The sequence below is a fragment of the Streptomyces sp. V1I1 genome (genome assembly GCF_030817355.1).
Lineage (GTDB): Bacteria > Actinomycetota > Actinomycetes > Streptomycetales > Streptomycetaceae > Streptomyces.
On the sequence record NZ_JAUSZH010000001.1, the window covers coordinates 6302993 to 6328950 of the forward strand.

24 protein-coding genes are annotated in these 25958 nt (G+C 70.4%); 16 read left to right on the plus strand and 8 right to left on the minus strand.

Annotated features, from left to right (window positions below):
• Positions 1-151: 151 nt before the first annotated feature.
• From QFZ67_RS29510 to QFZ67_RS29535, 6 genes are all read left to right on the plus strand, one after another.
• On the plus strand, positions 152-880 hold the full coding sequence (locus QFZ67_RS29510) for a VIT1/CCC1 transporter family protein (RefSeq protein WP_307664094.1): 729 nt from the start codon (positions 152-154) through the stop codon (positions 878-880).
• A 370-nt stretch (positions 881-1250) separates the two neighbouring features.
• Positions 1251-5837, plus strand: a complete 4587-nt coding sequence (gene gltB, locus QFZ67_RS29515; protein ID WP_307664095.1) for a glutamate synthase large subunit — start codon at positions 1251-1253, stop codon at positions 5835-5837.
• Positions 5830-7290 carry a glutamate synthase subunit beta gene (locus QFZ67_RS29520; RefSeq protein ID WP_307664096.1) on the plus strand — a complete coding sequence of 487 codons (1461 nt, stop codon included), beginning with the start codon at positions 5830-5832 and terminating at the stop codon, positions 7288-7290. Before gltB ends, QFZ67_RS29520 begins: the two co-directional genes overlap by 8 nt.
• Positions 7291-7475: 185 nt before the next feature.
• Positions 7476-8195: a VWA domain-containing protein gene (locus tag QFZ67_RS29525; protein ID WP_307664097.1), complete on the plus strand. Its 720-nt coding sequence runs from the start codon at positions 7476-7478 to the stop codon at positions 8193-8195.
• Positions 8192-8752 carry a HutD family protein gene (locus QFZ67_RS29530; RefSeq protein WP_307664098.1) on the plus strand — a complete coding sequence of 187 codons (561 nt, stop codon included), beginning with the start codon at positions 8192-8194 and terminating at the stop codon, positions 8750-8752. The genes QFZ67_RS29525 and QFZ67_RS29530 overlap by 4 nt, the downstream gene beginning before the upstream one ends.
• 81 nt (positions 8753-8833) lie before the next feature.
• The gene (locus QFZ67_RS29535) at positions 8834-9307 is read left to right on the plus strand and encodes a pyridoxamine 5'-phosphate oxidase family protein (RefSeq protein WP_307664099.1); all 474 of its coding nucleotides are present in this window, start codon (positions 8834-8836) and stop codon (positions 9305-9307) included.
• Position 9308: 1 nt separating this feature from the next.
• Here the strand turns inward: QFZ67_RS29535 and QFZ67_RS29540 are convergent, their stop codons facing one another.
• Positions 9309-10304: an acyl-CoA dehydrogenase family protein gene (locus QFZ67_RS29540; protein ID WP_307664100.1), complete on the minus strand. Its 996-nt coding sequence runs from the start codon at positions 10302-10304 to the stop codon at positions 9309-9311.
• Positions 10304-11449, minus strand: a complete 1146-nt coding sequence (locus tag QFZ67_RS29545) for an acyl-CoA dehydrogenase family protein (RefSeq protein ID WP_307664101.1) — start codon at positions 11447-11449, stop codon at positions 10304-10306. Before QFZ67_RS29545 ends, QFZ67_RS29540 begins: the two co-directional genes overlap by 1 nt.
• A 46-nt stretch (positions 11450-11495) precedes the next feature.
• Between QFZ67_RS29545 and QFZ67_RS29550 the strand changes: the two genes are divergently transcribed.
• From QFZ67_RS29550 to QFZ67_RS29575, 6 genes are all read left to right on the plus strand, one after another.
• Entirely contained in the window at positions 11496-12284 is a 789-nt protein-coding gene (locus QFZ67_RS29550; protein ID WP_307664102.1) for an SDR family oxidoreductase, read from the plus strand.
• Positions 12285-12299: 15 nt separating this feature from the next.
• Complete coding sequence (locus tag QFZ67_RS29555) at positions 12300-12917, plus strand: TetR/AcrR family transcriptional regulator (RefSeq protein WP_307664103.1); 618 nt, start codon at positions 12300-12302, stop codon at positions 12915-12917.
• 17 nt (positions 12918-12934) lie between these two features.
• Complete coding sequence (locus QFZ67_RS29560) at positions 12935-14092, plus strand: acetyl-CoA C-acetyltransferase (protein WP_307664104.1); 1158 nt, start codon at positions 12935-12937, stop codon at positions 14090-14092.
• Between the two features lie 197 nt (positions 14093-14289).
• Complete coding sequence (locus QFZ67_RS29565) at positions 14290-14493, plus strand: cold-shock protein (RefSeq protein WP_003969786.1); 204 nt, start codon at positions 14290-14292, stop codon at positions 14491-14493.
• Between the two features lie 93 nt (positions 14494-14586).
• Positions 14587-16119 carry a DEAD/DEAH box helicase gene (locus QFZ67_RS29570; protein WP_307664105.1) on the plus strand — a complete coding sequence of 511 codons (1533 nt, stop codon included), beginning with the start codon at positions 14587-14589 and terminating at the stop codon, positions 16117-16119.
• Positions 16120-16251: 132 nt separating this feature from the next.
• The gene (locus QFZ67_RS29575; RefSeq protein ID WP_307666012.1) at positions 16252-16536 is read left to right on the plus strand and encodes an SRPBCC domain-containing protein; all 285 of its coding nucleotides are present in this window, start codon (positions 16252-16254) and stop codon (positions 16534-16536) included.
• Between the two features lie 14 nt (positions 16537-16550).
• On the opposite strand, the gene QFZ67_RS29580 is transcribed toward QFZ67_RS29575, so the two are convergent.
• From QFZ67_RS29580 to QFZ67_RS29595, 4 genes are read right to left on the minus strand one after another with little or no spacing between them, the layout of a single operon-like run.
• Entirely contained in the window at positions 16551-17600 is a 1050-nt protein-coding gene (locus tag QFZ67_RS29580; protein ID WP_307664106.1) for a nitronate monooxygenase family protein, read from the minus strand.
• A complete protein-coding gene (locus tag QFZ67_RS29585) occupies positions 17600-18316 on the minus strand; it encodes a CoA-transferase subunit beta (RefSeq protein ID WP_307664107.1) in 717 nt (238 codons plus the stop codon). Before QFZ67_RS29585 ends, QFZ67_RS29580 begins: the two co-directional genes overlap by 1 nt.
• Positions 18313-19173 (minus strand): CoA transferase subunit A, encoded by an 861-nt coding sequence (locus tag QFZ67_RS29590; RefSeq protein ID WP_307664108.1) that lies wholly within the window; start codon positions 19171-19173, stop codon positions 18313-18315. Before QFZ67_RS29590 ends, QFZ67_RS29585 begins: the two co-directional genes overlap by 4 nt.
• Entirely contained in the window at positions 19170-19952 is a 783-nt protein-coding gene (locus QFZ67_RS29595) for an enoyl-CoA hydratase family protein (protein ID WP_307664109.1), read from the minus strand. Before QFZ67_RS29595 ends, QFZ67_RS29590 begins: the two co-directional genes overlap by 4 nt.
• A gap of 56 nt (positions 19953-20008) precedes the next feature.
• Between QFZ67_RS29595 and QFZ67_RS29600 the strand changes: the two genes are divergently transcribed.
• The 3 genes from QFZ67_RS29600 to QFZ67_RS29610 all read left to right on the plus strand — a co-directional run bounded on the left by QFZ67_RS29600 (position 20009) and on the right by QFZ67_RS29610 (position 22287).
• A complete protein-coding gene (locus QFZ67_RS29600; protein WP_307664110.1) occupies positions 20009-20773 on the plus strand; it encodes an SDR family oxidoreductase in 765 nt (254 codons plus the stop codon).
• Position 20774: 1 nt separating this feature from the next.
• Positions 20775-21758: an SDR family oxidoreductase gene (locus QFZ67_RS29605; protein WP_307664111.1), complete on the plus strand. Its 984-nt coding sequence runs from the start codon at positions 20775-20777 to the stop codon at positions 21756-21758.
• Between the two features lie 115 nt (positions 21759-21873).
• Positions 21874-22287, plus strand: coding sequence for a ribonuclease (locus QFZ67_RS29610; protein ID WP_307664112.1), 414 nt, complete (start codon positions 21874-21876; stop codon positions 22285-22287).
• Positions 22288-22373: 86 nt separating this feature from the next.
• Here QFZ67_RS29610 and QFZ67_RS29615 read toward each other — a convergent pair whose 3' ends face one another.
• Positions 22374-23954, minus strand: coding sequence for an ankyrin repeat domain-containing protein (locus QFZ67_RS29615; protein ID WP_307664113.1), 1581 nt, complete (start codon positions 23952-23954; stop codon positions 22374-22376).
• Between the two features lie 23 nt (positions 23955-23977).
• Positions 23978-24886 carry a hypothetical protein gene (locus QFZ67_RS29620; protein ID WP_307664114.1) on the minus strand — a complete coding sequence of 303 codons (909 nt, stop codon included), beginning with the start codon at positions 24884-24886 and terminating at the stop codon, positions 23978-23980.
• 254 nt (positions 24887-25140) lie between these two features.
• On the opposite strand from QFZ67_RS29620, the gene QFZ67_RS29625 reads away from it, so the two are divergent.
• The gene (locus QFZ67_RS29625; RefSeq protein ID WP_307664115.1) at positions 25141-25899 is read left to right on the plus strand and encodes a trypsin-like serine protease; all 759 of its coding nucleotides are present in this window, start codon (positions 25141-25143) and stop codon (positions 25897-25899) included.
• Positions 25900-25958 lie beyond the last annotated feature (59 nt).

Here is a 25958-nt window from a genome sequence, read left to right on the forward strand (position 1 = left end):
GCGCGACGAGTCTGAGAAACGTGTCTGTCACCCGCCTGACTACAGGTAAGTACGGCCTGCCTTGCTGGCGGGCCCCTTACATGGTGCGTATTTTCGAGGGTGTTGAGGGGGGAGCGGGACCACGGGCCCGCTGCCGGAGAAGGGGAGAACTGTGTCCATCATCGAAACCGAGGCGACGCTCCACGCAGCGCACCGCGACAACCACACCCACCGTGATGTCAACGGCGGCTGGCTGCGCCCCGCGGTATTCGGCGCGATGGACGGACTGGTCTCCAACCTCGCCCTGATGACCGGTGTCGCGGGCGGCGCCGTGTCCCAGCAGACCATCATCATCACGGGGCTCGCCGGACTCGCCGCGGGCGCCTTCTCTATGGCGGCCGGCGAGTACACCTCGGTGGCCTCCCAGCGGGAGCTCGTCGAGGCCGAACTGGACGTGGAGCGGCGGGAGTTGCGTAAGCACCCGGTCGACGAGATGGAGGAGCTCGCCGCGCTGTACGTGGCCCGCGGCGTCGAGCCCGCGCTGGCCCGTGAAGTTGCGATGCAGCTCTCCAGGGACCCCGAGCAGGCGCTGGAGATCCACGCCCGCGAGGAGCTCGGCATCGACCCGGACGACCTGCCGTCGCCGACCGTCGCCGCCGTCTCGTCCTTCGGCTCGTTCGCGCTGGGCGCGCTGCTGCCCGTACTGCCGTATCTCCTCGGCGCGAGCTCCCTGTGGCCCGCGGTGCTGCTCGCTCTGGTCGGGCTCTTCGCCTGCGGTGCGCTCGTGGCCCGGGTGACCGTGCGCAGCTGGTGGTACAGCGGACTGCGCCAGCTGGTCCTCGGCGGCACGGCGGCGGCCGTCACCTACGGGCTCGGGGCGCTGTTCGGCGCGGCTCTCTGACCCGCGGCCCTTGCGGTCCGGGCCGGTCGCCCCCGAAGGTTGTGACGTACGCCCTCTCTGAGAAAACCGCCTCAGGTGAGACACTATGCATGGAGCTACATATGTAGCCGTTACTCCGCGGTTTCGAGTCCTTAACCACCGGGCATGAGCCGTAGACGCTGTGGGCAATGGAGCCTGATCTGCGATGGGCCGGCGGATATCGATCTGTCCGACTGTGACCCGCCTTCACCGCTTTGTGCGGTGTCCGCATGCTGGAACGAGCTATCCGCTTTCCGAGAAGCACTCCATCATGTAACCTGCACGAAATTTCGCGGAGGGCCAACGTCGTCCCTCGGCAGTTGCATATGCCACGACGACGACGGGAGTGCCGATGCGTTCCGACGCCTGGTCGCCCATGGACGGTCGCCCCGCCCCCCAGGGGATGTACGACCCCCGTAACGAACACGACGCATGCGGCGTCGGGTTCGTGGCCACCCTCACCGGTGTTGCCAGCCATGAGCTGGTCGAGCAGGCGCTGACCGTACTGCGTAATCTCGAGCACCGCGGTGCCACCGGCTCCGAACCCGACTCGGGTGACGGCGCCGGCATCCTGCTTCAGGTCCCCGACGCATTTTTGCGTGAGGTCGGCGACTTCGAACTTCCCGAAGCCGGTTCCTACGCCGTCGGTATCGCCTTCCTGCCGGCCGACGACTCCACGGGAGCCGTCTCACGCATTGAGAAGATCGCCGCCGAGGAGGGCCTGACGGTCCTCGGCTGGCGCGAGGTCCCGGTCAGCCCGGATCTGCTCGGCAACGGCGCGCGCGCCACCATGCCGGCCTTCTCCCAGCTCTTCGTGTCGGACGGACCGGACGGCGCCAGCAAGGGCATCGCACTGGACCGCAAGGCGTTCGTGCTGCGCAAGCGCGCCGAGCGCGAGGCCGGCGTCTACTTCCCCTCGCTCTCCGCCCGCACCATCGTCTACAAGGGCATGCTGACCACCGGCCAGCTGGAGCCCTTCTTTCCGGACCTCTCGGACCGCCGCCTGGCGACCGCCGTCGCGCTCGTGCACTCGCGGTTCTCGACCAACACCTTCCCGAGCTGGCCGCTCGCCCACCCGTACCGCTTCGTCGCGCACAACGGCGAGATCAACACGGTCAAGGGCAACCGCAACTGGATGCGTGCCCGCGAGTCGCAGCTCGCCTCCGAGCTCTTCGGGGCGGAGAAGCTGGAGCGGATCTTCCCGGTCTGTACGCCGGACGCCTCCGACTCCGCGTCCTTCGACGAGGTCCTGGAGCTCCTGCACCTCGGCGGCCGCTCCCTGCCGCACTCCGTGCTGATGATGGTCCCCGAGGCGTGGGAGAACCACGACTCCATGGACCCGGCCCGGCGCGCCTTCTACCAGTACCACTCCACGATGATGGAGCCCTGGGACGGCCCGGCCTGTGTCACCTTCACCGACGGCACCCAGGTCGGCGCGGTCCTCGACCGTAACGGCCTGCGCCCGGGTCGCTACTGGGTCACCGACGACGGACTCGTCGTCCTCTCCTCCGAGGTCGGCGTCCTCGACATCGACCCGGCCAAGGTCGTCCGCAAGGGCCGCCTCCAGCCCGGCAAGATGTTCCTCGTCGACACCGCCGAGCACCGCATCATCGAGGACGACGAGATCAAGTCGGCCCTCGCCGCCGAGCAGCCGTACCAGGAGTGGCTGGAGGCCGGCGAGATCGAGCTCGAGGACCTGCCCGAGCGCGAGCACATCGTCCACACCCACGCCTCGGTCACCCGCCGCCAGCAGACCTTCGGGTACACCGAGGAGGAGCTGCGCGTCATCCTCGCGCCCATGGCAAGGACCAGCGGCGAGCCGCTCGGCTCCATGGGTACGGACTCCCCGATCGCGGCCCTGTCCGAGCGCCCCCGGCTGCTCTTCGACTACTTCACCCAGCTGTTCGCGCAGGTCACCAACCCGCCGCTGGACGCCATCCGCGAGGAGCTCGTCACCTCGCTGCACTCCTCGCTGGGCCCGCAGGGCAACCTGCTCGAGCCGACCGCGGCCTCCTGTCGGTCGGTCACGCTGCCCTTCCCGGTGATCGACAACGACGAGCTGGCCAAGCTCATCCACGTCAACGCCGACGGCGACATGCCCGGCATGACCGCCGCGACCCTCTCCGGTCTCTACCGCGTCAGCGGCGGCGGCGACGTCCTCGCGGCCCGCATCGAGGAGATCTGCGCCGAGGTCGACGCCGCCATAGAGGACGGCGCCCGCATGATCGTTCTCTCCGACCGGCACTCGGACGCCGAGCACGCGCCGATCCCGTCGCTGCTGCTCACCTCCGCCGTCCACCACCACCTCATCCGGACCAAGCAGCGCACCCAGGTGGGCCTGCTGGTCGAGGCCGGCGACGTACGCGAGGTGCACCACGTCGCGCTCCTCATCGGTTACGGCGCGGCCGCCGTCAACCCGTACCTGGCGATGGAGTCCGTCGAGGACCTGGTCCGGGCCGGCACCTTCATAGAGGGCCTGGAGCCCGAGCAGGCCATCCGCAACCTGATCTACGCGCTGGGCAAGGGTGTCCTGAAGGTCATGTCCAAGATGGGCATCTCGACGGTCGCCTCCTACCGCGGCGCGCAGGTCTTCGAGGCCGTCGGTCTCGATGAGGCCTTCGTGGAGAAGTACTTCAACGGCACCGCCACGAAGATCGGCGGAGCCGGACTCGACGTCATCGCCAAGGAGGTCGCTGCCCGGCACGCCAAGGCGTACCCGGCCTCCGGCATCGCGGCCTCGCACCGCGCGCTGGAGATCGGTGGCGAGTACCAGTGGCGGCGTGAGGGCGAGCCGCATCTGTTCGACCCGGAGACGGTCTTCCGCCTCCAGCACGCCACGCGCACCAAGCGGTACGACATCTTCAAGAAGTACACGGACCGTGTGAACGAGCAGTCCGAGCGGCTGATGACGCTGCGCGGCCTGTTCGCCCTAAAGACAAATGAGAACGGTAGGTCGGACCGCCAGCCGATCTCCATCGACGAGGTCGAGCCGGTCTCCGAGATCGTCAAGCGCTTCTCCACCGGCGCGATGTCGTACGGATCGATCTCCCGCGAGGCGCACGAGACCCTCGCCATCGCCATGAACCAGCTGGGCGGCAAGTCCAACACCGGTGAGGGCGGCGAGGACGCGGACCGGCTGTACGACCCGGAGCGCCGCTCCTCCATCAAGCAGGTCGCCTCCGGCCGCTTCGGCGTGACGAGCGAGTACCTGGTCAACGCGGACGACATCCAGATCAAGATGGCGCAGGGCGCCAAGCCCGGCGAGGGCGGCCAGCTGCCCGGCCACAAGGTCTACCCCTGGGTCGCCAAGACCCGGCACTCGACCCCGGGCGTCGGGCTGATCTCGCCGCCGCCGCACCACGACATCTACTCCATCGAGGACCTGGCTCAGCTGATCCACGACCTCAAGAACGCCAACCCGGCCGCCCGCATCCACGTGAAGCTGGTCTCCGAGGTCGGTGTCGGCACGGTCGCCGCCGGTGTCTCCAAGGCGCACGCGGACGTCGTCCTCATCTCCGGCCACGACGGCGGTACCGGCGCCTCGCCGCTCACCTCGCTGAAGCACGCGGGCGGCCCCTGGGAGCTCGGCCTCGCCGAGACCCAGCAGACCCTGCTGCTCAACGGCCTGCGCGACCGCATCGTCGTCCAGACCGACGGTCAGCTCAAGACCGGCCGGGACGTCGTCATCGCCGCGCTGCTCGGCGCCGAGGAGTTCGGTTTCGCGACCGCGCCGCTCGTCGTCTCCGGCTGCATCATGATGCGCGTCTGCCACCTGGACACCTGCCCGGTCGGCATCGCCACGCAGAACCCGACCCTCCGGGACCGGTTCTCCGGCAAGGCCGAGTACGTCGTCAACTTCTTCGAGTTCATCGCCCAGGAGGTCCGTGAGCTCCTCGCCGAGCTGGGCTTCCGTACGATCGAGGAGGCCGTCGGCCGCGCCGAACTCCTCGAGACCGAGCGGGCCGTGGACCACTGGAAGGCGCAGGGCCTCAACCTGGCTCCGCTCTTCCACGTCCCCGAGCTGCCGGACGGCGCGGTGCGCCATGCGCTGGTCGAGCAGGACCACGGCCTGGAGAAGGCGCTCGACAAGGAGCTGATCGAGCTCGCCGCCGAAGCGCTGAACGCCGCTACCGCCGAGGAAGCCCAGCCGGTCCGCGCGCAGGTCGCGATCCGCAACATCAACCGGACCGTCGGCACGATGCTCGGTTACGAGGTGACGAAGAAGTTCGGCGGCGCGGGCCTGCCCGACGACACCATCGACATCACCTTCACCGGCTCGGCGGGCCAGTCCTTCGGCGCGTTCGTCCCGCGGGGCGTCACCCTGCGCCTGGAGGGCGACGCCAACGACTACGTCGGCAAGGGTCTCTCCGGCGGCCGCGTCATCGTCCGCCCGGACCGGGGCGCCGACCACCTCGCCGAGTACTCCACCATCGCGGGCAACACCATCGCCTACGGTGCGACCGGCGGCGAGCTGTTCCTGCGCGGCCGCACCGGCGAGCGGTTCTGCGTCCGTAACTCCGGGGCCACGGTCGTCTCGGAGGGCGTGGGCGACCACGGCTGCGAGTACATGACCGGCGGCCACGCGGTGGTGCTGGGCGAGACCGGACGTAACTTCGCAGCCGGCATGTCCGGCGGTGTCGCGTACGTCATCGATCTCGACCGCGACAACGTCAACGTCGGCAATGTCGATGCCATCGAGGCCCTCTCGGACGCCGACAAGGAGTGGCTGCACGATGTCGTGCGCCGCCACCAGGAGGAGACGGGCTCCACCGTCGCAGCGAAGCTGCTGGCAGATTGGTCCGTCGCGGTGGACCGATTCAGCAAGATCATCCCGACCACGTACAAGGCAGTGCTCGCCGCCAAGGACGCCGCTGAGCTCGCCGGTCTCTCCGAGCAGGAGACCACTGAGAAGATGATGGAGGCGGCGACCAATGGCTGACCCCAAGGGCTTCCTGACCACCGGCCGCGAGGTCGCCAAGTCCCGCCCCGTCGCGGAGCGCGTGAAGGACTGGAACGAGGTCTACGTTCCCGGCTCGCTGCTGCCGATCATCAGCAAGCAGGCCGGCCGCTGCATGGACTGCGGCATTCCGTTCTGCCACAACGGCTGTCCGCTGGGGAACCTCATCCCCGAGTGGAACGACTACGCCTACCGCGAGGACTGGGCGGCCGCGAGCGAGCGGCTGCACGCGACCAACAACTTCCCGGAGTTCACCGGCCGTCTGTGCCCCGCTCCGTGCGAGTCGGCCTGCGTCCTCGGCATCAACCAGCCGGCCGTCACCATCAAGAACGTCGAAGTCTCGATCATCGACAAGGCCTGGGACAGCAATGACGTACGGCCCCAGGCGCCGGAGCGGCTTTCCGGCAAGACGGTGGCGGTCATCGGCTCGGGCCCGGCGGGTCTGGCCGCGGCGCAGCAGCTGACGCGGGCGGGTCACACGGTCGTGGTGTACGAGCGCGCGGACCGCATCGGCGGGCTGCTGCGGTACGGCATCCCCGAGTTCAAGATGGAGAAGGTGCACATCAACCGCCGTATCGAGCAGATGCGCGCGGAGGGCACCAAGTTCCGTACCGAGGTGGAGATCGGCCGTGACATCGACGCGGCGAAGCTGCGCCGGCGCTATGACGCGGTGGTCATCGCGGCGGGCGCGACCGTCTCCCGCGACCTGCCGGTCCCCGGCCGTGAGCTGAACGGCATCCACTTCGCGATGGAGTACCTGCCGCTCTCCAACAAGGTGCAGGAGGGTGACTTCGTCGCTCCCCCGATCACCGCTGAGGGCAAGCACGTCGTCGTCATCGGCGGCGGCGACACCGGCGCGGACTGCGTGGGCACGGCCCACCGCCAGGGGGCGGCCTCCGTCACCCAGCTGGAGATCATGCCGCGTCCCGGCGAGGAGCGGCCGTCGGGCCAGCCGTGGCCGACGTTCCCCATGCTCTACAAGGTCACCTCGGCGCACGAGGAGGGCGGCGAGCGGGTCTACTCCGTCTCGACGACGCACTTCGAGGGCGACGACGAGGGGAACGTGCAGTTCCTGCACCTGGTCGAGGTGGAGTTCGTCGACGGCAAGCTCACCCAGAAGCCGGGCACGGAGCGCAAGCTGCCCGCGCAGCTGGTCACCCTCGCGATGGGCTTCACCGGCACGGACCAGGAGAACGGTCTGGTCCAGCAGTTCGGCCTGGAGCTGGACGAGCGGGGCAACGTTGCGCGGGACGCGGACTTCGCGACGAACGTCGACGGCGTGTACGTCGCGGGTGACGCGGGCCGTGGTCAGTCGCTGATCGTGTGGGCGATCGCCGAGGGCCGCTCGGCGGCGCGCGGTGTGGACCGCTACCTGACGGGGGCGAGCGAACTGCCGGCTCCGATCCGCCCGACGGACCGTGCGCTGACGGTCTGAGTTCCACCTCCAATAGACGTCCCGTACAACGACGTACGGGCTGGTAGAACCGGGGCTCACCCCCCGGACCCTGTAACGCGGCGCCTGCCCCTGTCCCCGACCGGACTGGGCAGGCGCCGCGGTGCGTTCTGGACGTAGTCTCGTCTCCCCTGTCTTCCCGTCATATGGAACGAACGGAGCCCCGCATGGCGGCCATCAGTCTCCGCAAGATCGAGGAGACCGCTCCCGCGCTGGTCAGCCTCTACAAGAGCGCCGGTGTTTCCCTGGACAAGCACCGGCTGAGCGGGGAGCGCGCGGCCGTCTATCTGGTGCTCGACTACTCCGGCTCCATGAAGGACTACTACAAGGACGGCAGCGTCCAGGCCCTGGCCGACCGGGTGCTCGGTCTGTCGGCACACCTCGACGACGACGGATCCGTGCCCGTCGTCTTCTTCTCCACGGACATCGACGCGGTCACGGACATCGCCCTGGAGAACCACCGCGGCCGGGTCGACGAGATCGTGGCGGGCCTCGGGCACATGGGCAAGACCAGCTACCACCTGGCCATGGACGCGGTCATCGACCACTACATCGACAGCGGCTCGACCGCGCCCGCGCTGGTCGTCTTCCAGACGGACGGCGGCCCGATCAGCAAGCACGCGGCGGAACGCTATCTGTGCAAGGCCGCGAAGCTGCCGCTGTTCTGGCAGTTCATCGGCTTCGGCAACAAGCGCAGCTCGCAGTTCGACTTCCTGCACAAGCTCGACGAACTCGCCGTGCCCGCCAAACGCGCCGTCGACAACGCGGGCTTCTTCCACGCCGGACTCGACCCGCGGCAGGTCCCGGACATGGAGCTCTACGACCGGTTGGTCGCCGAGTTCCCCAGCTGGCTGGCGGCGGCCCGTGCGCAAGGCATCGTGCGATGACGGTACGGGTGTTCAGGGCAGCCGACCGGGCGGCCGTGCCGTGGAAGAACGGCGGCGGCGTCACCCGCGAGATCGCCGTCTCGCCCGAGGGGGCCGGGATGGACGCCTTCGACTGGCGGATCAGCCTCGCGGACGTCGGCGCGGAGGGACCGTTCTCCGCGTTCTCCGGGATCGACCGGACGCTGACCGTGGTCGAGGGTGCCGGGATGGACCTCATGGTCGGCGGGCAGCGCACACTGGCCGATGAGCGGTACCGGCCCTACGACTTCCCCGGTGATGTGGAGACCGACGGACGCCTCCTCGGCGGGCCCGTCGTCAACTTCAACGTCATGCACCGCAGGGGCCGTACGGCCTGCCTGACCTCGGTGGTGCGCGGCGGACTGCGGGTAGTGGTGGAGCCCGGCTCGACGGTCGTGATCGTCGCGGTGGACGGGCCCACGGTCCTGGAGGATGCGCGCGTGACGCTCGGGCAGTACGACGCGGCGGTGCTGGACGACTCGCCCGGCTCGCTGCGTACGGAGGGGCACGCGGCGGTCGTCACGCTGCGGACCCGGTGAGCGGGGGCGGGGCCGTGGGCGGGGGCCATGGGCGGGTTAATCCTGACAGGAGATGTCCTGCTTTCCCGGTTTCATGGCTCCATGACATCGAATTCATGGGCAGACTTCCGGGCGGCGGAGCCGGGCTTCGCGGAGACCGTGCAGAAGCGATTCGAGCAGTACAAGCACCATGTGCTGGCCACGCTGCGCAAGGACGGTTCGCCGCGGGTGACGGGTCTTGAGGTGACGTTCCGCTCCGGTGAGTTGTGGCTCGGCATGATGCCGGGCTCCCGTAAGGCGCAGGACCTGAAGCGCGATCCGCGCTTCGCCCTCCAGGCGAACCCCGGCGCCGACGACTCCATGGGCGGCGGTGACGTCCGGATCGCCGGGCGCGCGGTGGAGGTCACCGATCCTGGGGAGAAGGCCCGGTTCGTGGCGGAAGTCAAGCCACCGGAGCCGTTCCATCTCTTCCGCGTCGAGCTGGGCGAGGTGGTTCAGACGTACGTCGACGGCGAGGAACTGGTCGTACGGACCTGGCAGCCGGGCGCGGCGGTCCGCACGCAGCGGCGCCGCTGAGTCATACGCCCAGCACCCGCGCCCGGCACTGGCCGGGGGTGCCCCAGGCGTCGCGCAGCGGACGCGCCTTGCGCAGCCAGAGCGAGAGGTCGAGCTCGTCGGTGTAGCCCACCGCTCCATGGAGCTGGAGCGCGGTGCGGGCCGCGGCGTACGCGGCCTCGCCCGCGGTCACCTTGGCCGCGGCGATATCGGCGGGGGCCATCGACAGGGCTGCCCCGTAGAGCAGCGGCCGGGCGAACTCGAGCCCGATGAGGGTGTCCGCCAGCCGGTGCTTGACCGCCTGGAAGGAGCCGATGGCGGTCCCGAACTGGGTGCGCTGTTTGACGTACGCAACGGTCCGGTCGAGGAGAGCGAGCCCGACGCCGAGGGCTTGCGCGGCGGTGACGAGACGCGCGACGTCCGCGGCATACGCGGCGGCGGCGTCCACGTGCGGCCCGGCGGCCAGCACCTCGCCTCCGCCGGTGGGCACGGACAGCCGCCGCGCGGGGTCGGCGGACGCCTGCGCCACGCCGTGCCCGGCCGCGATACGCAGCTCGGCGACCGGAGCAGCCGCGGCCGACACCACCAGCGTCACCGTCGCCGCGTCCGCGTCCAGCGCGTACGGTCCGCCGTCTGTCATCGCGAGCGTCGCCGTCGAGTCGCCCGACGCGAGACCCGGCAGCAGCCGCTTGGCGGAGGACGCGTCGCCCAGCTCGGCCAGCCGCGACAGCAGCGCCGCCGCGGCCACTGTTTCCACCAGCGGGCCCGGCACCGCGTGGCGGCCCAACTCCGTGAAGGCCACCGTCAGTTCGACCGGGAGCGGGCCCACTCCCTCGTACGGCTCCGGGATCGCGAGCGCGAAGACTCCCGCCTCGGCCAGGCGTGACCACAGCGCCCGGCCAGGGGCGTGGTTCCCGGTGGACCAGGCGCGGGCGGTCGACGGTGTGTACGACGCCGTCAGCAGCGCGTCCAGCGAGCGGGCGAACGCCGCCTGTTCGTCGTCAAGCAGAAAACGCATCAGCGGCGGCCCTTCGGAAGGCCGAGCAGACGCTCGGCGATGATGTCGCGCTGGATCTCGTTCGTACCGGCGTAGATGGGGCCGGCGAGCGAGAAGACGTACCCCTCCGCCCACTCGCCCTCCGCCAACTCCCCGATCGGGCCCAGCAGATCGAGCGCGGTCTCGTGCAGCGCGATGTCGTACTGCGACCAGAAGACCTTGTTCAGGCTCGACTCCGCGCCGATGTTCGCCCCCGCCGCGAAGCGCGAGGCGTTCGCGTAGGTGAAGAGCTGATACGCACGCGCGCCGATCACCGCGTCCGCGACCCGGTCGCGCAATGCCGTGTCGGCGGGATCGGCGCTCGCGCGCCACTGCCGTACGAGACGGTCCGCCGCGGCGAGGAAACGGCCGGGGGAGCGCAGCGTCAGCCCCCGCTCGTTGCCCGTCGTGGACATCGCGATCCGCCAGCCCTGACCCGGCTCGCCGATCACGTCCTCGTCGGGGACGAAGACCTCGTCGAGGAAGAGCTCGGCGAAGGCGGGCTTGCCGTCGAGGCGGCCGATGGGACGCACCGTCACGCCCGGCGCCGACAGGTCGAACATCAGATAGGTGAGGCCGTGATGCGGCTTCGGCGCATCGGGGTCGGTGCGGAAGATGCCGAACGCCCGGTCCGCGAAGGCCGCCCGCGAGGACCAGGTCTTCTGCCCGCTCAGCAGCCAGCCGCCGTCCGTCCGCACCGCGCGGGACTTCAGCGACGCGAGGTCGGAGCCCGACTCGGGCTCCGACCAGGCCTGCGCCCAGATCACCTCGCCGCTCGCCATCGCGGGCAGCACGCGGGCCCGCTGCTCCCGCGTGGCGTGGTCGAAGAGCGTGGGGGCGAGGAGGTTGATGCCGTTCTGCGAGACCCGGCCCGGTGCACCCGCCGCGTAGTACTCCTCCTCGAAGATCAGCCACTGGAAGATGTCGACGCCCCGGCCGCCGTACCCCCGCGGCCAGGAGACGACCGACCAGCGGTCCGCGTAGAGCCGCTCCTCCCACGCGCGGTGCGCCGCGAAGCCCTCCCGCGTCTCCAGGGACGGCAGGGGCTCGGCGGGCACATGCGCGGCGAGCCAGGCGCGGGCCTCGGCGCGGAAGGCCTCCTCGTCGGCGGAGTGGTACAGGTCCATTCGCGCATCCTTCCCTAACAAGTGTTTGGTAGGTTAACCTGCCGCCGTGACGGACAACAGGGCGCAGTACGTACCGGGTCACGACCTCCTGAAAGGCCGTACGGCCGTGATCACCGCCGCGGCCGGCGCCGGGATCGGCGGCGCGACCGCCCGGAAATTCCTTCAGGAGGGCGCGCGCATCCTCATCTCAGACGCGCACGCACGCCGCCTCAAGGAGACCGAGGCCGCGCTCGCCGAGGAGTTCGGCACAGCCGCCGTGACGTCAGTGCCCTGCGACGTCACCGAGGAGGCCCAGGTCCAGGCGCTGTTCGAGAAGGCGGTACGGGACCACGGCGGACTCGACATCGTGGTCAACAACGCCGGCCTCGGCGGCACCGCCGCACTCGCCGACATGACTGACGAGCAGTGGGACAAGGTCCTCGACGTCACCCTGAACGGCACGTTCCGCTGCACCCGGGCCGCCCTGCGCTCATTCCGGGCGACCGGCCGCGGCGGGGTGATCGTCAACAACTCCTCCGTCGTCGGCTGGCGCGCCCAGGCCGGCCAGGCCCACTACGCCGCCGCCAAGGCCGGAGTCATGGCGCTCACCCGCTGCGCGGCGATCGAGGCCGCGGAGTACGGCGTACGCGTCAACGCCGTCGCCCCCAGCCTCGCCATGCATCCGCACCTGGTGAAGGTCACATCGGCCGAACTGCTTCAGGAGCTGACCGCCAAGGAGGCCTTCGGGCGGTACGCCGAACCGTGGGAGATCGCCAACGCCATCGTCTTCCTGGCCAGCGGCTACTCCTCGTACCTGACCGGCGAGGTCCTCTCCGTCAGCAGCCAGCATGCGTAGGACGAGAATGGTCGGGTGCCGACCAACAGCAAGAAGAAGACCCAGGTGAGCGCCTCGCCCGAGCGCCGCCGCGAGCTCCTCGACACCGCCGCCGAGGTGTTCGCCGCCCAGGGGTACAACGCCACCACCGTCCGCAAGATCGCGGACGAGGCGGGGATGCTCGCCGGCAGCCTCTACTACCACTTCGATTCCAAGGAATCGATGCTCGACGAGATCCTCTCCACCTTCCTCGACGAGCTCTGGCAGGGGTACGACGCCGTGCTCGCCGCCGGGCTCGGGCCCAGGGAGACCATCGAGGCCCTCGTCACCGAGTCCTTCCGGGAGATCGACCGGCACCGCGCCGCCGTCGCGATCTACCAGAAGGAGTCCAGGCACCTGGCGGCCCAGCCCCGCTTCCACTACCTCACCGACTCGCAGCAGAAGTTCGAGAAGGCGTGGCTCGGGACGCTGGAGCGCGGTGTCGCGGACCGGGTCTTCCGCGCCGACCTGGACATCCGGCTCACCTACCGGTTCGTGCGCGACACCGTGTGGGTGGCCGCCTCCTGGTACCGGCCGGGCGGGCAGCACAGCCCCGAGGAGATCGCCCGGCAGTACCTGTCCATGGTGCTGGACGGGATCGCCGTACGTACGTAACCGATCGAGGAGTTGTCATGGCCGAGGCCTACATAGTCGAAGCGGTACGCACCCCGGTGGGCAGGCGCAAGGGCGGCCTTGCCCAGGTCCACCCGGCGGACCTGGGCGCGCATGTACTGAAGGCCTTGGTCGCACGCTCCGGAGTCGACCCGTCCGCCGTCGAGGACGTCGTCTTCGGCTGCCTGGACACGGTGGGCCCGCAGGCCGGAGACATCGCCCGTACGGCATGGCTGGCGGCGGGACTGCCCGAAGAGGTCCCGGGCGTGACGATCGACCGCCAGTGCGGGTCGTCGCAGCAGGCCGTGCACTTCGCGGCGCAGGGCGTGCTCTCGGGCACCCAGGACCTGGTCGTCGCCGGCGGCACCCAGAACATGACGCAGATCCCGATCGCCTTCGCGTCCCGCCAGGCCGCCGAGTCGCTCGGACTGACCGAAGGCCCGTTCGCGGGCAGCGAGGGCTGGCGGGCCAGGTACGGCGACCAGCCGGTCAACCAGTTCCACGGCGCGCAGCTGATCGCGGAGAAGTGGGGGATCTCGCGGCGCGACATGGAGGTGTTCGCGCTCACGTCCCACCGGCGTGCGATCCGCGCGATCGACGAGGGCCGCTTCGAGCGGGAGCTTGTGGCGTACGGAGACGTGACGGTCGACGAGGGTCCGCGGCGCGACACGACGCTGGAGAAGATGGCGGCCCTGAAGCCGGTCCTGGAGGGCGGCACCATCACGGCCGCCTGCTCCTCGCAGGTCTCGGACGGCGCGGCGGCGATGCTGATCGCGAGCGAGCGGGCCGTGGCCGAGCACGGCCTCACCCCGCGGGCCCGGATCCACCATCTCTCCGTACGGGGCGAGGACCCGATCCGGATGCTGTCGGCGCCGATCCCGGCGACGGCGTACGCGCTGAAGAAGACCGGCATGTCGATCGACGACCTCGATCTGGTCGAGATCAACGAAGCCTTCGCGCCCGTGGTGCTCGCCTGGCTGAAGGAGACGGGCGCGGACCCGGACAAGGTCAATGTGAACGGCGGTGCGATCGCACTGGGTCATCCTCTGGGCGCCACGGGCGTGAAGCTGATGACGACGCTCCTGTATGAACTGGAGCGCACGGGAGGCCGGTACGGACTGCAAACGATGTGTGAAGGGGGAGGTCAGGCCAACGTCACGATCATCGAACGGCTGTGAACACGAGCCTTTCCGGCGCGGGCGTGCTACGGTGAGGGCGTTGCAGTTTTGGTACCCATGAACTTTGTGTGCGCCTGACGGGAATGCTTCCTCAGGCGCACATTATTGTTTCCGGCTTCTCCGGATGGGGCTCAATATCGCGACGGGAAACTCACGAGGTGTGGGTTTCCGGCTTGCCCCTGTTTTAGGAGAATGACATGGCTACTGGAACCGTGAAGTGGTTCAACTCGGAAAAGGGCTTCGGCTTCATTGAGCAGGACGGCGGCGGCGCCGACGTCTTCGCCCACTACTCGAACATCGCTACCTCGGGCTTCCGCGAGCTCCAGGAGGGCCAGAAGGTTTCCTTCGACGTCACGCAGGGCCAGAAGGGCCCGCAGGCGGAGAACATCGTCCCGGCCTAATAGCTGGACGCGAACCTCGCAGCCGGGGCCCGCACCGTGAAGGTGCGGGCCCCGGCTTGTGCTGTCTCACATGCCCAGGAGGGCAATATCCGCATGACTCGCTCCGAACGCCCGGCCCGCCCGACCCGAAAGCGCCCGGTCAATTCCCGCGCCCAGGGCCCAGTGAAGGGTTCCGGCAAGGCTCCCGCCCGCAAGGTGGCGTCCCCGCAGGAATTCACGCTGCCGGAAACCATCACACCCGCGCTGCCTGCCGTCGAGGCGTTCGACGAGCTGGACATGCCGGCCGCCCTGCTGAAGACCCTCGCGGCGCAGGGCGTGACCGAGCCCTTCCCGATCCAGGCAGCGACGCTGCCGAACTCCCTCGCCGGCCGCGACATACTCGGCCGCGGGCGCACCGGATCCGGCAAGACCCTCGCTTTCGGGCTCGCGCTGCTCGCCCGCACCGCGGGTCGGCGCGCCGAGCCGCGGGCGCCGCTCGCGCTCGTCCTCGTACCGACGCGTGAGCTCGCGCAGCAGGTCACCGACGCTCTTTCGCCGTACGCGACCTCCGTGCAGCTGCGGCTGACGACGGTCGTCGGCGGGCTGTCGATCAGCAAGCAGTCGGGCGCGCTGCGGCGCGGCGCCGAGGTGCTCGTGGCCACGCCCGGGCGGCTCAAGGACCTGATCGAGCGTGGCGATTGCGTGCTCGACCAGGTGGCGATCACCGTCCTCGACGAGGCTGACCAGATGGCCGACATGGGCTTCATGCCGCAGGTCACGGCGCTGCTCAAGCAGGTCGAGGCGGACGGTCAGCGGATGCTGTTCTCGGCGACGCTGGACAAGAACATCGACCGGCTCGTACGGATGTTTCTCACCGATCCCGTCGTGCACTCCGTCGACCCGTCCGCGGGCGCGGTCACCACGATGGAGCACCATGTGCTGCACGTGGCGGACGAGACGGACAAGAAGGCCGTGGCCATGCGTATCGCGGCCCGCGACGGCCGGGTGATCCTCTTCGTGGACACCAAGCGCGGCGCCGACCGGTTCGCCAAGCGACTGCTCGCCAGCGGAGTACGGGCGGCGGCCCTGCACGGCGGCCGCTCGCAGCCGCAGCGCAACCGCACGCTCGACCAGTTCAAGACCGGGCAGGTCACCGCGCTGGTCGCGACGAATGTTGCGGCCCGTGGGATCCATGTCGACGATCTCGACCTGGTCGTGAACGTCGATCCGCCCGTCGACCACAAGGACTATCTGCACCGCGGTGGGCGCACCGCGCGGGCGGGCGAGTCCGGCAGCGTCGTGACGCTGGTGCTGCCTGAGCAGCGGCGTGAGATGACCCGGCTGATGTCGGACGCGGGTATCGCCCCGCGCACGGCGAGGATCAAGTCGAGCGACGACGAGCTCAGCCGTCTCACCGGGGCGCGTGAGCCTTCGGGGGTCGCGATCACGATCGAGGTGCCGCAGCCGGTGGTGCAGCAGCGCCCGCAGCGGCGCCGCGCCCAGGTCCCGGGCCAGGGCGGCCGTGGCGGCGCCCAGTCGGGCACCGCGGCCGGCGCGCGCACCCGCGGCCGCCGCGGCGGCCAGGGCGGCCGCCCGGGCCGCGGCGCGCAGGGCGGGGCGCAGGGGGGCCGCCGCACAGCGGTTTAGCGCAAAGCGGGGTCGCGGCCGCGGGCGTCCCCCTGGGCTCCGGCCCTGGGCCCCGCACCTCAATCGCCGGCGGGGCTTGGTTTCGGGGCTCCGCCCCAGGGCCCCGCGACTCAACCGCCGGCGAGGCTGAACATTCGGCCGGTCGGCCCGAAATTTCAGGCCGACCGGCGGAACCGCACGATCGAGGCTCCGCGCCGCATCGTCTCGACCGAGGTGTTCGAGGGTTTTCCCGACGCCGCGGCGCTCGACACCATCGTGTTCGACGAGCGTGACGGCGTGACGACGATGTCCATCACCGTCCTGCACACCAGCCAGGAGCACCGTGACGGCCATATCGCTTCGGGCATGGAACGCGGCATGCAGATCTCGATGAACCGCCTCGAGGACGTTGTCGTAGAGCTCAACCGCGAGGCCTGACCTCGAAGCCCGGATCACTCTGCGACGGGCAGGGCGCCGAGCACGTGCCGGGCCTCGGACATCACCCGGGCGACGAGCTCCGCACAGCTGGGGAGGTCCTCGATCAGCCCGGCGACCTGCCCCGAGGCCATCACGCCGAGGTCGGTGCGGCCCTCGACCATGGATGCCTTGAGGAGCATGGGGGTGTTGGCGGCGAGCAGGACCTGGCTCCAGCTCAGCTCCTTGCCGTGTTTCATGGCCAGACCGTCGCGGATCATCTGCGGCCAGGACAGGCCCGAGATCTTCCTGAAGCCGGCAGCCCGGCGGACGGCCTGTGCCAGTGCTCTCGTACGGCCCGCCCGTTCAAGGGAGTCGACGAGATCCGTACGGAGCATCCGGTGCGGGAGCCCGTCGACGGCGGTGGTGACCGTGATGTCCTTGACGCTCGCCGCCAGATACCGGGCCTTGACCGCGTCCGGCACGGTCGAGTCCGACGTGAGCAGAAAACGGGTGCCCATCGCGATGCCCGCCGCGCCGTAGGCGAGCGCCGCGACCAGCCCCCGCCCGTCATGGAAGCCCCCGGCCGCGATCACCGGAATGTCGACCGCGTCCACAACCTGCGGAAGCAGCACGGTCGTTGCCACATCGCCGGTGTGGCCGCCGCCCTCGCCGCCCTGGACGATCACCGCGTCCGCGCCCCAGGCGGCCACCTTCTCGGCGTGCCTGCGGGCCCCGACCGAGGGGATGACGATCACGCCCGAGTCCTTCAGCTCGGCGATCAGCTCGCGGGAGGGCGCCAGGGCGAAGGAAGCGACCCGTACGCCTTCGTCGATGATGATCCGGACCCTGTCCCCGGCATCGCCGGCGTCGGCGCGGAGATTGACCCCGAAGGGCGCGTCCGTACGGGACTTGACCTCGCGGACAGCCTGCCGCAGCTGGTCGGCGGTCATCGTGGCGGAGGCGAGGATGCCCAGCGCGCCGGCGTTGGCGGAGGCGGAGACCAGCCGGGGTCCGGCCACCCATCCCATGCCGGTCTGCACGACCGGGTGCCTGACGCCGGTGAGCTTGGTGAGGGCGGTCTCCATCAGCCCTTGACCTCGCGCTCGCGCAGGCCCTTCGGGTCGATGACGTCGCGGATCAGACGCAGCTCATCGGCGCTCGGTTCGCGTGTGCAGGGGACGTCGTCGCCGATTACCAGGCAGAAGCCGGTCGCCTCCCGGACCTGCTCGACGGTGACACCGGGATGCACGGACGCCAGGCGCATCGAGCGGTCGGGGGTCGCGAAGTCGAAGACGCCGAGGTCGGACACCACCCGAGGGATACGGTGATAGCGCGCCCCGGCCGCTCGGTCGTAGCCGACACCGCACACCATGTCGACGCGCCCGACGAAGACCCGCGCGGAGTGCTTCGGCACCCAGTAACTGACCGGATTGTTGAGGGTGTTCACGGGCGCGCCGCGCACCCCCAGCAGCTGTCGCTTCGGCCGCTCCCAGTCGCCGACGCAGGAGATGTTCTGGTTGCCGAAGCGGTCGATCTGGCCGGCGCCCATCATCACGTGCCGCCTGCCGCCGGTGACCATGGTCAGATGGCGGCGGTACGGAAGCCACCCTTCGACCGTCCCGTCGAGTCCGACCAGCATCGCCTCGCCGTCGGTCAGCAGCAGATCGGGCGAGAAGGTGCGCTTGGCCAGCCGGGCCCCGATGGACGGGATCAGGCCCATGGGGCTGGCCAGCACCTCGCCGTTGTCGCGCCACGCCTCGGCGCACGCGATCACGCAGTACTCGGATCGGCTGACGCTCACCGCTGCTCCTCGTGCCAGGTCTGGACGGCCAACTGGTAGTCGTGCTCGCCGGTGCCGGACAGGAAGCGCTCGGCGAATTCGGGCCAGGGGGTGGCCGCGTACAGCTTCTGGAAGATCTCGTCCCGGTCGTAGTCGGGGGCGCATGAGGTGAAGTGCGCGCCGTTCGGGGTCTCGACCACGCCGGTGACGGAGTGTCGGCTCACCAGCAGGGTCTGCGGGGCGGCGTCCTTGGTGAGCTCGGCGGTCTCCACCAGCTGCTCGCAGCAGACGTATGCGGCGTCGGCGGCCTCGCAGAACAGATCGTCGAAGTACGGGTCGGGTCCCAGATACTGGCCGTTGCCGAGCCGGTCCGCGCGATTCAGGTGGACCAGCGCCGCGTCCATCCGCAGGGCCGGTACGGCGACGAACTCCTCGCGGGCTTCCTCCTCCTCGTACGGCGAAGTCACCGTGCGCAGCCCGGGGTTGACCCGCATCACGTCGGAGCCGATGCCCGCCCGTACCGGGAGGAACGGCAGCCGGTTGGCGGCGGCGTGCAGCCCCCACATGAACATCGCCTCGTCGATCTCGGTGAGGGCGAAGTCACCGCGCTCGCGGGCTGCGCGGTAGTGCGGTTCGAGCGGGATCGAGTCGAGGGTGACGAAGGCCGTGACGAGCTTGCGGATCCGGCCGGCGGCGGCGAGGAGGCCGATGTCGGGGCCGCCGTACGAGACCACGGTGAGATCAGTGATCTCGGAGCGGAGCAGTGCCCGCACCAGCGCCATGGGCTTCCGGCGCGAACCCCAGCCGCCGATGCCGATCGTCATTCCGCTGCGGAGGCGGCCCACGACCTCTTCGGGTGTCATCGTCTTGTCGGTCACGACTGCTGGTCCTCCTTGCCGAAGGGGGCTTTGCCGAAGGTGCCCTTGCCGAAGGTGTCGCGGACGCGGTCGGCGACCCCGCTGAGGTTGGCCTCGAAGGTGAAGCCCTGCTCGAAGCGGTAGCTGCGGCGTACGTCGACGGGGTCGATGCCATTGATGGCGGCCTTGGCCAGCCGGATGAGATTCCCGTCCTTCCGGGCGATCTCCCGCGCCAACTCTCGTGCCTCATCGGCCAGTTCAGCGCGCGGGACGACCTTCCAGACCGAGCCGTGGGCGTGCAGTTCCTGCGCGGTCGCGGTGCGCGAGGTGTAGTACAGCGCGCGCATCAGATGCTGGGGAACGAGCCGGGCGAGGTGGGTGGCCGCGCCGAGAGCGCCGCGGTCCAGCTCCGGCAGCCCGAAGGTGGCGTCGTCGGAGGCGACGATCGCGTCCGCGTTGCCGACGAGTCCGATGCCGCCGCCCAGGCAGAAGCCATTCACGGCGGCGACGACGGGCACTTCGCACTCGTACACGGCGGCGAAGGCCTCGTAGCAGCCGCGGTTCGCTCCCACCAGGGCGCTGTGGCCGACATCCTGCTGCAGCTCCTTGATGTCGACGCCCGCGTTGAAGCCGCGGCCCTCCGCGGTGAGCACGACGCAGCGGATCTCTGGGTCGCGGCCCGCTGTCCGTACCGCGTCGGCGAGGTCGTACCAGCCTTGTACGGGAAGGGCGTTGACGGGTGGGAAGTCGACCGTGACGACACAGATGCCTTTCTCGGGGCTTGCGGTGGAGACACCCATGAGCGGATCAGCTACCTTTCCACCAAACATTTGTTAGGTGAGGAAGGTAGCAGCCGATGGAGCTGGACGGGAGGGTCGCCGTCGTCACGGGCGGCACGCGGGGCGTCGGCGCCGGCATCGCCCGGGCGTTCCTGCGCGCGGGCGCCAAGGTGGTGGTCTGTGCGCGAAGGCCGCCCGAAGTCCCGGTCGCCGGGGCCGAGTTCGTACCGCTTGACCTGCGTGATCCGGCCGCGGTGGGGGAGTTCTTCGCCGACGTCGTGGCGCGGCACGGGCGGCTTGACGCCCTCGTCAACAACGCGGGCGGGACGCCTTACCGGATGCTCGCCGGAGGCGAATGCGCAGACGACGCCGCCCGCCATGCCCGCGTGATCGAGCTCAACCTCACCGCGCCGCTGACCGCCTCGCTCGCCGCCCACGAGCACCTCAGGGCGTCCGGCGGGTCCATCGTGATGATCGGCAGCGTCAGCGGCGGCCGCCCCTCGCCGGGCGCGGCGGCGTACGGGGCGGCCAAAGCCGGTCTTGAGAGCCTGGCCCGCTCCATGGCCGTGGAGTGGGCACCGGAAGTCCGCGTGAACACGCTCGTCCTCGGCATGGTCCGCACCGAACTGTCCCATCTTCACTACGGCGACGAGGAGGGCATCGCGGCGGTCGGCCGCACGGTGCCACTCGGGCGGCTCGCCGAGCCCTCGGAGATCGGCGAAGCGGCCGTCTTCCTCGCCTCGCAGCGCGCGGCCTATGTGAGCGGAGCCTCGCTGCTCGTGCACGGGGGCGGGGAGCGCCCCGCCTTCCTCGATGCCGCAACTGTCAACAAGGAGAAGTGAGATGACCGGCAGTGCCATCACGGGGGGCAACCCCCGGACCCCCGGCAGGAGCATGTGCGAGGGACGTGTCGTCATCGTCACCGGCGCCGGACGCGGTCTCGGGCGGGCCCACGCGCTCGCCTTCGCCGCCGAGGGAGCGAAGGTCGTCGTCAACGACCTGGACGTCGGCCTGGACGGGGGCTTGGGCGGGGGCTTGGGCGGGGGCTCGGGCGGGGGCTCGGGCGCGAGCCTGGACAGGGCCGGCGGATCGAGCGGACCCGCTCAGCAGGTCGTCGACGAGATCAGGGCGGCGGGCGGCGAAGCCGTGGCGCACGGCGGCGACATCGCCACGGCCGACGGCGCTTCGACTCTCGTCGCCGCCGCGCTGGAGACGTACGGACGGCTCGACACGCTGGTCAACAACGCGGGCTTTCTGCGCGACCGCATGCTCGTCAACCTCGACGAGGACGACTGGGACGCCGTGATGCGGGTGCATGTGAAGGGCCACTTCCTCCCCCTCAAGCATGCCGCCGCGCACTGGCGTGCAGAGGCCAGGGCGGGGCGGCCGGTGGCGGCCCGGGTCGTCAACACCACCTCGGGCGCAGGGCTGTTGGGCAGCGTCGGCCAGGGCAACTACGCCGCAGCCAAGGCCGGGATCATCGGCCTCACACTGGTCGCGTCGGCCGAGATGGGCCGGTACGGGGTCCAGGTCAACGCCATCGCGCCCGCGGCCCGTACGCGTATGACCGAGGCGACCTTCGCCGGACTTGCCGCCCTGCCCGAGGACGTCTCGCCACTCGTCGTCTGGCTCGGCTCGGCCGACAGCGCCGGCGTGACCGGTCGCGTCTTCGAGGCCGAGGGCGGCCGCATCACCGTCATGGAGGGCTGGCGGCCGGGCCCCACCGCCGACAAGGGCACGCGCTGGACCCCCGCCGATGCGGGCGTCGCGGCGCTGAAGCTGCTGACCGAGGCGGAGCCGCCGCAGCCTGTGTACGGGGTGCGATAGCCGCGCGGACAACAGGTGAAGGTCGTACACCGCCCGCCCGCGACCCGGTTAACTTCCGGGAAATTCCGCCCAGTTGACATTGACCCGTCAAGTTCTACGCGCATCAATAGTGCGTATGCGAATCCCCCCACGAATCGCCACCCTCGGTGGCATCGCCGCCCTTGTCTCGACTCTCCTCATCGGCGGTCAGGCCACGGCCACCCCCACCCCCACCCCCACCCCCACGACCGCGGCCGCGGCCGCAGTCGGTGACATCTGCCACTCCGACCTCCCCTCCCAGGCGCACGACACGCTCGATCTGATCGAGTCGGGCGGGCCGTTCCCGTACCCCCAGGACGGCACGGTCTTCCAGAACCGCGAGGGCGTCCTGCCTTCGCACTCGACCGGCTACTACCACGAGTACACCGTCAAGACTCCGGGCTCCTCCAACCGCGGCGCCCGCCGCATCGTCACGGGTGACTCGGTCCAGGAGGACTACTACACCGCCGATCACTACGCCTCGTTCGACCTCGTCGACTACGGCTGCTGAGCCGGCATCCTCCGTTCTCCGCCCCGTGAGCAGGACCCATGTGATCGACGGGGCGGAGGTCGCCGGCCGGCGACTTCGCCGTTGGGTCAGCGGTGGCGCGGCGCGGTCTGTTCGAGCCGCCGCCTGAGCTTCTCGTCGTGTACATGGCGTACGGCGTCGGCTGCCGTGTCGCGGGCGTACCCGTCGGGGTCCTCGTTCGCGAGAATCCGCGCCAATGCCGGTGCGGCGCGCGGATCCTGACGTATCGCCAGGCCTCGGGCCGCCTCCGCCGCGGTCTCCGCGTCGCGGTCGCCGAGCCGCGCCGCCAGCGCCTCGCGTATCTCGGCCGTATCCGCGTCCACGCCCGCGAGCGCCGTGGTCGCCCAGTCCCTGACATGCGCGTCCGCGTCCCGGCTCAGCGCGATCAGCGCCTCGATGCCCTCCGCGTGGTCGCCCGGCACAAGCCCGAACAGCGAGAGCGCCACCTGGTTGCGCACCTCCGCGTCCGGGTGGCCGGCATGCCGCAGTATCTCCGGCAGCGCGGCCACGTCCCCGTGGTGACCGAGACCGAGGACGACCGCCTGGATCAGCTCGGGCTCCCGCGCCTCGCGGGACAGCTCGCGCAGCAGGGGCAGCGCGCGGGCGGCGAACGGCCGCCGGGTGTCCTGTCCGGCCGACTCGCCCGGAGCCTTCGACCCCAAACGTGAACCCGGCCCCGACCCCGACCCTGAACCCGGGCTCGCGAAGCCCAGTTGCGCCAGCACATCCGCCGCGAACGCCTGCCGCATCGGGTCGTCGCTCGCGCACCACGCGGACGCCGCCTGGAAGGTCTCCTCGTCGCCGCGGCCCCACAGCGCCAGCACCGACTCGATCCAGTCGTCCTGCTCGGGGTCCCCGCAGCGCAGGGCCCGCTCGGCGAGCTTCGCGTACGGCGTCCGGACCCCCAACTCCCCTTCGAGCAGCGTCACGATCGCCGCGTGGCCGGTCTGCTGCTCATTGCCCGCGAACAGCGTGCCGTCCCGCAGCAGCTCGACGACGACGGTCACCCCGCCGTCCTCCTCGATCCGGTGCGCCACCGCCTCGTACCCCTCGTCCTTCGCGAACGCACGGAACAGCCCCTCGCGCAGCTCCCGCTCCACATCCCGTACGAGCCACTGCCGGGCCTCCGCGAGTGCCGCCTCCTTCGCGGCGGCGCCGTGCCGCAGCAGGGCCCGTACGGTCGACGGGGAGCCGCGGCGGGCGGCCAGCACCAGCGGCTGCTCGCCGCCGGGGCCCGGCAGGTCGGGGTCGGCGCCGTACTCGAGCAGCGCCCACGCTGTCGCGGCGTGGCCCTGCGTCATCGCCCACCGCAGCGCCGTGAAGCCGTACGCCTCCTGCTGGTCGGGCGGTGCGCCCGCGGCGAGCAGCGCTCGTACCACCTCGGTGTGCCCGCCGACCGAGGCCCCGCACAGCGGCAGGTCCCCGCTCTCGGGGCCGCTCGCCCGCCCGGGATCGGCGCCCGCCGCGAGCAGCACCCGGACGATCCCGACTTCGTCGCTCACCGCCGCCAGATAGAGCGGGGTCTGCCCGTCCTCATCGGTCACATCTGCGGGGACCCCGGCCCGGAGCAGTCCCACGACGGCGTCGTCCGCGCCGCTGTGCACCGCCTCGAACAGCGCGCGGGCGTCCGCCGTCGGCTCTTTCGTCATGTTTCGAGCGTACGGAAGATCGGTCAGGTGTCGCATTCGAGAACCGTCCGGCACAGCCCGCAGCGGGCCCGCACCCGTCCGCGCACGGGCACCCGGATGCGCTGGTGGCAGGTGGGGCAGGGGAAGGAGACGCGCAGCCCGTCCGGGCCGTGCTCGAAGGCGTACGCGGAGGAGCCGGCGTCCGGGTGGTGGGCGGCGGCCCGGCCCGGGTTCTCCATGGCGTAGCGCCGTTCCTTGGCATAGCGGTGGCGGCCCGTCCAGCCCGCGGTGGTCAGCGGCGGCCGCTGGGCGTCGCGCAGCGCCTGGGCGCGGCCCTTTGTGTACGCGGTGTAGCCCTGCGGGCTGGTGAACCAGGGCGAGGGGTCCTCGTCGAAGGCGATCGCCCGCTTGGCGAGGACGTAACCGAACTCCTCGGGCGTGAGGTAGCCCAGTTTCTGGCTGGAGAGGCTGTCCTCCCGGAACGCGTCGAGCAGCAGCCAGCCCGCGCCGAGATAGGTGGTCGCGGTGTCCGTGAGGATCTCGTTGGCGCGGGTGCCGGGGAAGGACAGGTCGAGCCTGTGCAGAAGCACATGCATGATCTCGTGGGCGAGGGCGGCGCCGATGTCCCTGCGGTGGGTGCGGAAGCGGTCGTTCAGCTCGATGAAGTACTCGGGGCCCGCGGTGAGTTCGACGCTCGCGGCGTGGTGCATCTCGCGGAAGCTCACGATCACCCGGGCCTCGGGCAGATGCAGATGCTGGACCAGGGCGCGCGCGACGCGCTGTGCGCCCAGGTGCAGATCGTCATGGTCGGCGAAGGCCACATCGGCGGGCAGGACGCTGGGCGCGTAGGAGAGCACGCCTTCGGGCGAGAGCCGTCTGTGCAGCGCGGTGATGGCCGCCCGCACGGTGTCGAGGTGCGGATAGCCGTGTACGACCTCACTGTCCTTCGCCACCACGTCCCCGTACCCCCATGCACGACGGTCGGCCCGACTCAACTCTACGGCGAAGGGGCGGCGAATCCCCGCTGGTGACGGTGGGCGAATCCCGCTGGTGACGGTGGCCGAAAACTGCTCCTTGTGGCACGGGTGATCCACTCTCCATAATCCGGATCACGCTTTGTCGGGCCCATGTCAGCGCGGACGATGCTGCGTGGATCCGGCGTGAGCGAAAGGCTCAACCCCCCACGAAAGGCAGTCCGTTGAAGCTTATGCGTGTGCTCCAGAGATGCGCGGCGGCCGGCGCCGTCGTCCTCGCCGCGATCAGCCTCCAGCCCACATCGGCCTCGGCCGCCGCGCCGCCCGTCGTCGGCGGAACCCGCGCCGCCCAGGGCGAATTCCCGTTCATGGTCCGGCTCTCCATGGGCTGTGGCGGCGCGCTGTACGCCAAGGACATCGTGCTGACCGCCGCCCACTGTGTGAACGGCTCCGGCAACAACACCAGCATCACCGCGACCGCGGGCGTCGTCGACCTGCAGAGCTCCAGCGCCATAAAGGTCAAGTCGACCAAGGTCCTCCAGGCCCCCGGCTACAACGGCACGGGCAAGGACTGGGCGCTGATCAAGCTCGCCAAGCCGATCAACCTGCCCACCCTGAAGATCGCTGAGACGAAGGCGTTCGACAACGGCACGTTCGACGTCGCCGGCTGGGGCGCGGCCCGCGAGGGCGGCGCTCAGCAGCGCTACCTCCTCAAGGCCAAGGTGCCCTTCGTCTCCGACGCCAGCTGTAAGCAGGCGTACCCCGAGCTCGTCTCCCGCGAGGAGATCTGCGCCGGTCTCCCGCAGGGCGGTGTCGACACCTGCCAGGGTGACTCGGGCGGCCCGATGTTCCGCAAGGACAACAACAACGCGTGGATCCAGGTCGGCATCGTCAGCTGGGGCGAGGGCTGCGCACGGCCCAACCTCCCGGGTGTCTACACCGAGGTGTCCACCTTCGCCGCCGCCATCAAGTCCGCCGCGGCAGGCCTCTAGAACCTGAGCGGGGGAGGGGCAGGTGTGCTGGACGCGTCCGTCCAACACCCGCCCCTCCT

Excerpts from the sequence above, each read along its gene's own strand:
- gltB (WP_307664095.1), top strand. The coding sequence starts at position 1,251 with ATGCGTTCCGACGCCTGGTCGCCCATGGACGGTCGCCCCGCCCCCCAG.
- QFZ67_RS29520 (WP_307664096.1), top strand. The coding sequence starts at position 5,830 with ATGGCTGACCCCAAGGGCTTCCTGACCACCGGCCGCGAGGTCGCCAAG.
- QFZ67_RS29580 (WP_307664106.1), bottom strand. The coding sequence starts at position 17,600 with ATGGAGACCGCCCTCACCAAGCTCACCGGCGTCAGGCACCCGGTCGTG.
- QFZ67_RS29530 (WP_307664098.1), top strand. The coding sequence starts at position 8,192 with ATGACGGTACGGGTGTTCAGGGCAGCCGACCGGGCGGCCGTGCCGTGG.
- QFZ67_RS29600 (WP_307664110.1), top strand. The coding sequence starts at position 20,009 with ATGGAGCTGGACGGGAGGGTCGCCGTCGTCACGGGCGGCACGCGGGGC.
- QFZ67_RS29605 (WP_307664111.1), top strand. The coding sequence starts at position 20,775 with ATGACCGGCAGTGCCATCACGGGGGGCAACCCCCGGACCCCCGGCAGG.
- QFZ67_RS29570 (WP_307664105.1), top strand. The coding sequence starts at position 14,587 with ATGACTCGCTCCGAACGCCCGGCCCGCCCGACCCGAAAGCGCCCGGTC.
- QFZ67_RS29625 (WP_307664115.1), top strand. The coding sequence starts at position 25,141 with ATGCGTGTGCTCCAGAGATGCGCGGCGGCCGGCGCCGTCGTCCTCGCC.
- QFZ67_RS29560 (WP_307664104.1), top strand. The coding sequence starts at position 12,935 with ATGGCCGAGGCCTACATAGTCGAAGCGGTACGCACCCCGGTGGGCAGG.
- QFZ67_RS29610 (WP_307664112.1), top strand. The coding sequence starts at position 21,874 with ATGCGAATCCCCCCACGAATCGCCACCCTCGGTGGCATCGCCGCCCTT.
- QFZ67_RS29540 (WP_307664100.1), bottom strand. The coding sequence starts at position 10,304 with ATGCGTTTTCTGCTTGACGACGAACAGGCGGCGTTCGCCCGCTCGCTG.
- QFZ67_RS29565 (WP_003969786.1), top strand. The coding sequence starts at position 14,290 with ATGGCTACTGGAACCGTGAAGTGGTTCAACTCGGAAAAGGGCTTCGGC.
- QFZ67_RS29595 (WP_307664109.1), bottom strand. The coding sequence starts at position 19,952 with ATGGGTGTCTCCACCGCAAGCCCCGAGAAAGGCATCTGTGTCGTCACG.
- QFZ67_RS29615 (WP_307664113.1), bottom strand. The coding sequence starts at position 23,954 with ATGACGAAAGAGCCGACGGCGGACGCCCGCGCGCTGTTCGAGGCGGTG.
- QFZ67_RS29535 (WP_307664099.1), top strand. The coding sequence starts at position 8,834 with ATGACATCGAATTCATGGGCAGACTTCCGGGCGGCGGAGCCGGGCTTC.
- QFZ67_RS29545 (WP_307664101.1), bottom strand. The coding sequence starts at position 11,449 with ATGGACCTGTACCACTCCGCCGACGAGGAGGCCTTCCGCGCCGAGGCC.
- QFZ67_RS29525 (WP_307664097.1), top strand. The coding sequence starts at position 7,476 with ATGGCGGCCATCAGTCTCCGCAAGATCGAGGAGACCGCTCCCGCGCTG.